The 8,178-nt window shown below is 63.7% G+C and carries 10 protein-coding genes and 2 pseudogenes; 7 read left to right on the top strand and 5 right to left on the bottom strand.

Annotated elements, in window-relative coordinates; all coding sequences use genetic code 11:
- Nucleotides 1-7 precede the first annotated feature (7 nt).
- On the bottom strand, nt 8-928 hold the full coding sequence (locus ACGVJ8_RS08990; RefSeq protein ID WP_392347372.1) for a 6-pyruvoyl tetrahydropterin synthase family protein: 921 nt from the start codon (nt 926-928) through the stop codon (nt 8-10).
- Nucleotides 929-979: 51 nt separating this feature from the next.
- Between ACGVJ8_RS08990 and ACGVJ8_RS08985 the strand changes: the two genes are divergently transcribed.
- Nucleotides 980-1,555, top strand: a complete 576-nt coding sequence (locus ACGVJ8_RS08985) for a shikimate kinase (RefSeq protein ID WP_392347370.1) — start codon at nt 980-982, stop codon at nt 1,553-1,555.
- Nucleotides 1,556-1,557: 2 nt separating this feature from the next.
- On the opposite strand, the gene ACGVJ8_RS08980 is transcribed toward ACGVJ8_RS08985, so the two are convergent.
- Nucleotides 1,558-1,821, bottom strand: a complete 264-nt coding sequence (locus ACGVJ8_RS08980) for a chlororespiratory reduction protein 7 (protein ID WP_392347368.1) — start codon at nt 1,819-1,821, stop codon at nt 1,558-1,560.
- On the opposite strand from ACGVJ8_RS08980, the gene ACGVJ8_RS08975 reads away from it, so the two are divergent.
- A complete protein-coding gene (locus ACGVJ8_RS08975) occupies nt 1,820-2,497 on the top strand; it encodes a DUF6816 family protein (protein WP_392347366.1) in 678 nt (225 codons plus the stop codon). The two genes, ACGVJ8_RS08980 and ACGVJ8_RS08975, sit on opposite strands and share 2 nt — an antisense overlap.
- Here ACGVJ8_RS08975 and ACGVJ8_RS08970 read toward each other — a convergent pair.
- Nucleotides 2,463-3,188 (bottom strand): glutathione S-transferase family protein, encoded by a 726-nt coding sequence (locus ACGVJ8_RS08970; protein ID WP_392347374.1) that lies wholly within the window; start codon nt 3,186-3,188, stop codon nt 2,463-2,465. The two genes, ACGVJ8_RS08975 and ACGVJ8_RS08970, sit on opposite strands and share 35 nt — an antisense overlap.
- Before the next feature lie 59 nt (nt 3,189-3,247).
- Here ACGVJ8_RS08970 and ACGVJ8_RS08965 point away from each other — a divergent pair, with 59 nt between their 5' ends.
- The 5 genes and pseudogenes from ACGVJ8_RS08965 to ACGVJ8_RS08945 all read left to right on the top strand — a co-directional run bounded on the left by ACGVJ8_RS08965 (nt 3,248) and on the right by ACGVJ8_RS08945 (nt 7,478).
- Nucleotides 3,248-3,454 (top strand): DUF751 family protein, encoded by a 207-nt coding sequence (locus tag ACGVJ8_RS08965; protein ID WP_186495423.1) that lies wholly within the window; start codon nt 3,248-3,250, stop codon nt 3,452-3,454.
- The gene (rbfA, locus tag ACGVJ8_RS08960; protein WP_392347364.1) at nt 3,454-3,876 is read left to right on the top strand and encodes a 30S ribosome-binding factor RbfA; all 423 of its coding nucleotides are present in this window, start codon (nt 3,454-3,456) and stop codon (nt 3,874-3,876) included. Before ACGVJ8_RS08965 ends, rbfA begins: the two co-directional genes overlap by 1 nt.
- Nucleotides 3,857-5,458, top strand: coding sequence for a glycoside hydrolase family 3 N-terminal domain-containing protein (locus ACGVJ8_RS08955; RefSeq protein WP_392347362.1), 1,602 nt, complete (start codon nt 3,857-3,859; stop codon nt 5,456-5,458). Before rbfA ends, ACGVJ8_RS08955 begins: the two co-directional genes overlap by 20 nt.
- 65 nt (nt 5,459-5,523) lie before the next feature.
- A pseudogene (locus ACGVJ8_RS08950) lies at nt 5,524-6,684 on the top strand (glycosyltransferase).
- Nucleotides 6,681-7,478, top strand: a complete 798-nt coding sequence (locus tag ACGVJ8_RS08945; protein ID WP_392347360.1) for a uroporphyrinogen-III synthase — start codon at nt 6,681-6,683, stop codon at nt 7,476-7,478. The pseudogene ACGVJ8_RS08950 and the gene ACGVJ8_RS08945 overlap by 4 nt, the downstream one beginning before the upstream one ends.
- On the opposite strand, the gene ACGVJ8_RS08940 is transcribed toward ACGVJ8_RS08945, so the two are convergent.
- Both ACGVJ8_RS08940 and ACGVJ8_RS08935 read right to left on the bottom strand, forming a co-directional pair.
- The gene (locus tag ACGVJ8_RS08940; RefSeq protein ID WP_392347358.1) at nt 7,475-7,912 is read right to left on the bottom strand and encodes a hypothetical protein; all 438 of its coding nucleotides are present in this window, start codon (nt 7,910-7,912) and stop codon (nt 7,475-7,477) included. The two genes, ACGVJ8_RS08945 and ACGVJ8_RS08940, sit on opposite strands and share 4 nt — an antisense overlap.
- A gap of 21 nt (nt 7,913-7,933) precedes the next feature.
- A pseudogene (locus ACGVJ8_RS08935) lies at nt 7,934-8,178 on the bottom strand (hypothetical protein); the annotation flags it as partial.

Below are 8,178 nucleotides of genomic sequence, written 5' to 3'. Positions count from 1 at the left end.
CCGTCGATCAGACGGCAGCCACGGCATCGAGAGCGGCCGGAGACATCTCCAGTTGCGGTGCTTCGGCGTAAACCGCGGCCGCATTGTTCGGGCTCTCCTGCAGCCGCACCTTGTGCAGGCTGACGCCGATGGCCTTGATGGGGCTGGAGAGACGATCAGCGATGTGCAGGGCGATGTTCTCGGCCGTAGGCACGCATTCCTCAAAGAAGGACACATCTTTGTTGAGGAAGGTATGGTCAAAGGGCTCGACCACAAGATCATCCACGAGGCGCTGCAGCGCGGAGAGGTCGCAGACCATACCGGTGCGGGGATCAATCTCACCGCGCACGGTCACATCCACCAGATAGTTGTGGCCATGGCCGTGGGGACGGGCGCACTTACCGTAGATCGCTTCGTTCTCCTCCTGGCTGAGCTCCGGGCGGGCCAGTCGGTGAGCGGCGGCGAAATGGGTGCGGATGGTGAGGAAGGCGTTCATGGGATGTCCGAGATAGTCGGCCCAAAGGCCCGGTTGTTCGTAGAGGCGCAGCGCCGTGATAGGCAGATGAGGGCTGAGGCGTTGCCAGATCACCCGCACCAGGGCCTCGGTGGTGGGGAGGCAACCTGCAGGAGTGGAGACGTCAAATTCCGGCCAGGCCTCATTGAGGGAGCGGAAATCGAGCTGGCCCGTCACCTCGTTGCGGATGGCGTGCTTCACCTCCGAGAGGTTGAGCACCATGCCGTCGGCATCCAGACCGCCGGCCATGGACACGATCAGCTCGTAGTTGTGGCCATGGCCAGGAGCCAACGCGCAGGGCCCGAAACGGGCGGCATTGTCATCGCCAGACAGCTCAGGCAGCCAATAGCGATGGCTGGCACTGAAACAGGCCCGCCTGGTGATGACACAACCACGACCTTGGCCGTGGCGTACTGGTGACTTCATTTCAGTCATGTGACGTTCCGGCCGCGAGGCATCCTAATGAGCTATTGCCGTTTCCGAGTCATGGCGGATTCCACCCCCACCCTCAAGCAACGCCTCAGCGGGCGCAGCCTGTATTTGGTGGGAATGATGGGCAGCGGCAAGACGAGCACGGGCCGCCCCCTGGCTGAACGCCTAGGCTACGGCTTTGTGGATGTCGATGCCGTGATCGAACAGGCGGCGGGCTGCAGCATCCCGGACATCTTTGAGCGGGATGGCGAAGCAGGCTTCCGCAGCCTGGAAAGCCAGGTGCTCAGTGCGATCAGTCAACGCCACTCCCTGGTGGTGTCCACCGGCGGGGGTGTGGTGACCCAGCCGGAAAATTGGGGATTGATGCACAGCGGCATCGTGATCTGGCTCGATGTGGTTCCCGATGAGTTGCTGCACCGGCTGAACGCCGACAGCACCGTGCGTCCGCTGCTGCAGACCGCCGATCCCGAGGCGGCTCTCAACGCGCTATTGAACGAGCGCCGTCCCCTCTATGCCGAAGCCGATCTCACAGTAGTGATCAACGACGAAACCCCAGAGGCAGTTGCTGACGGGATCCTGCAACTGCTGCCAAGCCTGCTGAAGGATCCGACCCAACGTCGAACCGACTGATCTCAAGCGGTGGGCGGCTCCAACCGCACCGCAAACCACTGCAAGGTCATCCCGGGACTGATCTCCAAATCACAGGCCGTATCGATCAACCGCTGCGCCGCTGAGTCCACATCGGGTTGATCCGCCAGATCGGCCGGCAACTGATCGAGGCTGCGCAACCAAGCACTCAGCCATGTCAACGTGTCGGCAGCGCTGAGCAGCTGCTCCGGCTTGCCGGGCTCCAGCACCACATAGTCATCAAGAGCACGGATCAGGGGATCAGACATGGAACGGCGGTTGTGGATGCTGCTAATCGGCCTCACCATCCTGTTCAGTGGCGGCCCCGCCTGGGCACAGACAGGTCTTAAGCAGCGGTTGAACAGTTGGCCCGACTGGAGCCTGCCGGCACCATTGCCACGGCCCTCAAATCGGGACGACCTGATTTACCCCGACTGGTTTGCCGGGCTGTGGCAGGTGGAGAGCATTGATCTCGATGCCCCAGACGATCCACCGCTGCTGCATCAAGCGCGATTTCAAGCCGACCGGCGCGGTCGACTGATCGGAGATCGCAGCTTCAACGCCACGGCCATCGGTCGTGCCCTGCTTGGCGAGCAGCTGCTGGGGGTGGAAGAAGACCCCGGCTCCGCCAACCGCCAGATTGCCCGAATGAAGGGAGATCTCTATCTCGAAACCACGGTGACGGGCCGCCGCCAGGAGAGCCCGAGCGCCAACACCTTCCTGGCCGATGAATTGGTGCTGCAGATCATGCATGCCCCCGGGCCGCCGCGGCTGAGCCGGATCGAAACCCTGAGCCGCTACAACCGCTGCGGCGAGGACATTTGCGCCGAGCAATGGCAAGGGCGCTACGCCTCGCCGGGCGAGAGCCTGCGGGATCAGGCCATCGCCCAGCACCACTACCAATTGCGCTTCACACCTCTTCCAGGGTCCGCTCCATCAATTTAAGTTCGATCTGGTCGCGCCACTGGAACAGTGGCTGCAGCTTGGGGTGATCGCTCAGTCCAGGCACGCCTTTGCCGGCCAGGGCCGAACCCGAAGAGGCGGGGAAGCGAAGCAACGACAACTGAGCGGCAACGGCGATATCGGCCAGGGTCATACTTTCGCCCACCAACCAGGGGCTGGCCTGCACGGATGTGGCCAGCTGCTCCAAGCTGGCCTGCAGCTCGGTGCGCTCCTTCTGGTTGACCAGTTCGGTGATGTTGCTGACCCAACCGCCGGGGATCACACCGATCACCGAACGCACGGGGTCGGGCAGATCGTCGGGCAGCAGAGCAACCCGAAGCTCGGGGTCCAGTGCCGCGGCCTGAACCAGAGAGGAGCGGCCCGCCATGGCCAGGGTTGTGTCGGCCCAGTCCTCCAGCAAATGCACCTGGGCGGCCTGGCGCGGATCGGCAGGAATCAGGACAGGGTCCGGCTCCCGCTGATCCAGATGCAGCGCAATGGCGCTGGAGTCGGCAATCACCTGATCCCCATCCACCAAGACGGGAACCTGCCGTTGGCCGGACAGCCGGAAAACGGTCACCTGGCCGACACCGGGAGTCACCTCCACGGTGTGGAAACTCAGCCCCTTGGCCTGCAGCACCATCCGCACCTTGAGACAAAACGCGGAATGGCGGAATTGATGCAGCTCCAACATGTCCAAAACAGCCATGGGCCCGGCAGAGTAGCCAGCAAATTTGTAAGCACGCCAGAACCATGCGGGAGTTTTTCCTCAACGTCTCCCGTTACCCCCGCTACCTGGTGGCCTTCACCCTCGGGGTGATGAACTCCGTCGCCGAACCCCTGGCCGCACGCCGGAGCAATCCCGTCACGGCTGTGGCCTTGATCGGCGCCTTAATCAGCGGTGGAATCAGCCTCACCTTGGTGCTGCGTGCCATGGTGAATTCAGCACCGATGGCGTGATGGCACAGGGGCGTCGAGTGGAGCGGGTGGCCGCCCTGATCCGCAAAGAAGTCAGCGAACTGATGATCAACGACATCCGTGATGAACGGGTGCACCAAGGCATGGTGAGCATCACCGAAGTGGAGGTGTCCGGCGATTTGCAGCACTGCAAGATCTTCGTGAGCGTGTTTGGGGAAGCTCAGGAGCGCGACCACGCGCTCGAGGGGCTTCAGGCCGCCAGCGGATTCCTGCGAGGAGAACTTGGGCGACGACTGCAGATGCGACGCGCCCCCGAAGTGGTGTTCCAGCTGGATCGGGGGCTGGAACGCGGCACCTCCGTACTGGGACTGCTGAATCGCCTCGAAGACGAACGGCAGCAGCGGGGCGAGATTCCAGCGGGCAGCGATGAACAGCTAGGCAGCGATGAACAGCCGGCCGGCTGACAGCCTGCGGCGCCGGGTGGCGGAACTGCTGGTGGTGCGGGCCAGTGGTCATCTGAGCGACCAGCAGCGTCTCTACCCGCAGTGGGAGCTTCCAAACAGCGAACTGCAGCGTCTCCTGCGGGAGGGTGTTGGTGGCGTGATCCTGCTAGGGGGCAGCGCTGTGGAGCTACAACAACGCACCCAGCAACTGCAGGGCTGGAGTGAGCAGCAGTTGTTGTTCTGCGCGGACGTTGAAGAGGGCGTTGGCCAGCGCTTCGAAGGGGCCAGCTGGCTGGTACCGCCGCTGGCCCTCGGGCGTCTCCACCAGCGGAACCCCGAGCTGGCCTTGAATTTGAGTGAGCGCTATGGCCGCTGCACCGGCGAACAGGCCCGCCGCTGTGGCCTGAACTGGGTGCTGGGGCCGGTGTGCGACGTCAACAACAACCCCGCCAACCCGGTGATCAATGTGCGGGCCTGGGGCGAAGATCCCAACAGTGCCAGGGTCCTGGCTGTGGCGTTCCAGCGGGGGCTGAAGCAAGCGGGTGTTCTCGGATGCGCCAAGCACTTTCCCGGCCACGGCGACACCACCAGCGACTCCCATCTGGACCTACCGGTGCTGCCCCACAGCCGCGAACGGCTCAATCAGATCGAACTGCCGCCTTTTCGTGCCGCCATTGCCGCCGGTGTGGACAGCGTGATGACGGCCCATCTGGTGCTGCCGGAACTGGATCCGCGGCAGCCCGCCACCCTCTCCAAAGCCGTGCTCACCGATCTGCTGCGGCACCAGATGGGATTCAACGGGCTGGTGGTGACCGATGCCTTGGTGATGGAAGCGATCAGTGCACGGCACGGCGCCGCGGAGGCAGCTATACTGGCCTTTGAAGCCGGGGCCGACCTAATCCTGATGCCGGCGGATACGGATGCCGCCATCGATGGTCTCTGCGACAGTTTCAGCAGTGGACGCTTGTGCTTCGCGAGGTTAGACGAGAGCCTGCAACGCCGGGCCCATGCGCTGGCATCGATCTCCACCAGCACAACTGCAGGTCCGATTGTTAGCGCAGACGAGCAAGCCCTTGAGGCTGAGCTGGTGCGCCACAGCATCACGGTCTGCGATGCAGAGGTTCGCCCTCAAGCAGGAATCAACCTGGTGCGCGTGGATGCCATGGTGCCCAGCGCAGCCGCCCTCAGCGGCTGGTCCCCGGCCCTGCGCACTCCTGAAGCACAAGGATTTCGCTCGATCGTGCTGCATGGTGAAGGGCTATCGCCCTGGAGCGGCCAACCGGATGCGCCCCTGGCGATGGACCGCCTCGGCGACGGAGCTGTGCTGCTGCAGCTGTTCCTGAGGGGCAACCCCTTCCGCGCCGGGCGGGATGCCCAAGAACCCTGGGCCGCAGCGATCCAACAACTGATTGCCCTCAACCGGCTGGCCGGGGTAGTGGTCTACGGCAGCCCTTACCTCTGGGACAGTCTGCAGCCCCTTCTGCCCAGCAGCTGCCCTGCCGCCTATTCCGCCGGCCAGATGCAGGAAGCCCAACGCCAGGTGCTCATCGCACTGTTCCCCACCGCTACGCCTACTGGCAACAACGATGCATTCACCGACTGACCACCGCCAACCAACCGCACTGGCCAACCGCACTTAACCTCGCGCCAACCTCAAGCCGGCCGGCCATGCTCAGCCCCTCGATGATCGTGCGCGATCAAAGGGCGCGTCTCAGGGAGTATCTGCGCTCCGTGCATGGCTTCGCTGACGAGATGGTGGTGGACACCGGCTCCACCGATGCGACGGTGGCCATTGCCGAGGCGGCTGGAGCCCGGGTTGAACAAATCCCCTGGCCGGGTGACTTTGCGCCAGCCCGCAACCAGGCCTTAAAGATTCTCAACGGTGACTGGGTGCTGGTGCTGGACGCGGACGAGCAGCTTCGTCCTGAGGCCATCCCCGCACTCAAAGCCCTGATAGCCCAGCCCGATGTGCTGGTGATCGACCTGCTGCGCTATGAGGGAGGGAGGGTGCTGCCATGCCTCCCTATTCCAGCGTCAGTCGTCTGTTCCGCCGCCACCCCTCGATCCGGTGGAGCCGGCCGTACTCCTCGATGATCGAGGACAGCGTTCGCACCCTGCTGGACGCGGAACCCCAATGGCGCATCGTCGATTGCAGTGAGCCGGCAATGCCCCATGACGGCTACCGACCGGAACTGCTGGCGGGCAGCGACGAAGCCGATCGGCTGCGGCAGGCCATGGAAGCTGATCTGCAGGAACGACCTAGTGGTCCTTACACTAGCGCCAAGCTCGGGGGACTGTTGATCAGTGAGGGCAAGAAGGAAGACGCCATTCCCTAACTGTAAAACGGCCTGAAGCAGTGCGGTTCGGCCAGTGCCAAACGCTATGAGCTGCTGCTGCACCTGGGATTAGCCCTGACCCCCAGTGGTCCCGACAAGGCGGTGAGCTGCTACCGGCAAGCCCTAGAGATTCCCCTGGACACACGGGTCAGTCTTGGAACCCGCCTCAACCTGGCGGCTCGACTAATGGACCAGGGCAACCTGGAGGAAGCGATCAGCCTCACCCAAACCGCCGCCCAGCGGGCACCAGATGTGGCCCTCACCTGGTGTAATGTAGGAGTGATGCAATGGCAGCGCGGCGACCTCGCCCTGGATCCCAACAATGCTGAATGCCATCAGAAAAAATGCCGTGGCCCAGTTATTGGGCGGCAACATCCACGCCCGCAGCAGCTTCATCCGCGCCATCAACCTGCTCCAAGCCCAGGGAAAGGCTGAGCAGCTGCGCAAGAGGGTGCAGGGGGTGATGAAGCTGGACGGAGAGGCTGTCGCTTGAGCCGTCCCTTACAAAGCCGAACGGTAGTCGTCACCCGCGCGGCCGAACAGCAGGGAGCCGCGCGCCAGCTGCTGGAGCAGCGGGGGGCAACGGTGCTGGACCTTCCTGCCCTTGTGATCGGACCACCCGACCACTGGGGCCCTCTGGATGACGCCCTCGAGGACTTGGAGAGCTTTCACTGGCTGTTGTTCTCCAGTTCTAATGGCGTGCAGGCCGTGGAACAGCGGCTGCAACGCCTTGGCCGTTGCCTGGCCAGGCGCCCCGCCAGTCTCAAGATTGCGGCGGTGGGCCGCAAAACGGCGCAAGTGCTGGACCACCTGGGGGCGGTCGCTGATTTCGTGCCGCCGAGCTTCGTAGCCGACAGCTTGATCGATCACTTCCCGGTATCGGGCTGGGGTCTCAAGATGCTCTTGCCACGGGTGCAGAGCGGTGGTCGCACCCTGCTGGCAGACGCCTTCGGTGAAGCCGGGGTGCGGGTGGTGCAGGTGGCGGCCTACGAGTCCGGCTGCCCCGCCGCGATGCCAGAGCCAACAGCGACCGCCCTGGAGGAGCGCAAGGTCGATGCCATCGCCTTCAGCAGCGGCAAGACGGCTCAGCACACCGCGAAGCTGCTGGAACAACGCTTCGGCGCCGACTGGGCTGAACGGTTGGAGGGGGTGAAGGTGGTTTCGATCGGCCCCCAAACCAGCCGCAACTGCCGCCAATGCTTCGGCCGGGTGGATGCTGAGGCCGACCCCCACGATCTCGAAGGGTTAGCCGAAGCCTGCACTCAGGTAATGCAGAAGGGATCCTAAAGCTCATCGTTCAGCGCCAGGTGAATGCAGCCGCGCGCCACATTGATGTTGAGCACCGACCATCTAGTCGGCAGCAGCACCGGAGCATCCTCGCCGCAGCGGCCATCGAAGCCCACATAGAACATACCACTACCGCTGGGAGTGGTCACCATGGCTCGTTTCTGATCTCCCACCAGCAAAACGCCCGTCAAGGTGAGGCCGGTCGTGGGGTCCCGAACATCCGCAGCATCCACACCAATAAGAGGAGCAAAGGGATCCGCCCGGCCGCCGGGGGCGGCCTGCTGCACGTCCTCAGCCGAAGGCAGACGGATGAGGTCAATCGGTGGGGCCGCCGGCGCTGACGTTTCTGGCAGGGACTCAGGTTTCACTGAAGCCGGTGGCAGCGCCGTGGCCGTAGGCGTTTCACCGCCACAGCCCACCACGACCACCAACACGACAATGGAGGTAAGCCAGGCTTAGCCGCCTGCTTCCACCAGGTCACGAAAACGGTCAAGGTTCGCCTGGAGCTCCTTGGTCACGATGCCCCCAAGGATGCTGGGTTCCATGAGCGGTGCCAAAACCCGCGGCAATTCGTAGGTCACGCTCAACTTGACCACAGTTCGGTCAGAGGCTTCGGGGTAAAAACGCACAGCGCCCTTGGTGGGCAGGCCACCCACCGATTCCCAGTGCAGTTGTTGAGCTTCAACCCGCTGGGTGATCC

The organism is Parasynechococcus sp. (genome assembly GCF_042954245.1).
Classification (GTDB): Bacteria; Cyanobacteriota; Cyanobacteriia; order PCC-6307; family Cyanobiaceae; genus Parasynechococcus.
This window is presented reverse-complemented; position numbering and strand designations above follow the sequence as displayed.

Coding starts and splice junctions, on each gene's coding strand:
- ACGVJ8_RS08990 (WP_392347372.1), bottom strand. CDS start 928: ATGACTGAAATGAAGTCACCAGTACGCCACGGCCAAGGTCGTGGTTGT.
- ACGVJ8_RS08985 (WP_392347370.1), top strand. CDS start 980: ATGGCGGATTCCACCCCCACCCTCAAGCAACGCCTCAGCGGGCGCAGC.
- ACGVJ8_RS08975 (WP_392347366.1), top strand. CDS start 1,820: ATGGAACGGCGGTTGTGGATGCTGCTAATCGGCCTCACCATCCTGTTC.
- ACGVJ8_RS08980 (WP_392347368.1), bottom strand. CDS start 1,821: ATGTCTGATCCCCTGATCCGTGCTCTTGATGACTATGTGGTGCTGGAG.
- ACGVJ8_RS08970 (WP_392347374.1), bottom strand. CDS start 3,188: ATGTTGGAGCTGCATCAATTCCGCCATTCCGCGTTTTGTCTCAAGGTG.
- ACGVJ8_RS08965 (WP_186495423.1), top strand. CDS start 3,248: ATGCGGGAGTTTTTCCTCAACGTCTCCCGTTACCCCCGCTACCTGGTG.
- rbfA (WP_392347364.1), top strand. CDS start 3,454: ATGGCACAGGGGCGTCGAGTGGAGCGGGTGGCCGCCCTGATCCGCAAA.
- ACGVJ8_RS08955 (WP_392347362.1), top strand. CDS start 3,857: ATGAACAGCCGGCCGGCTGACAGCCTGCGGCGCCGGGTGGCGGAACTG.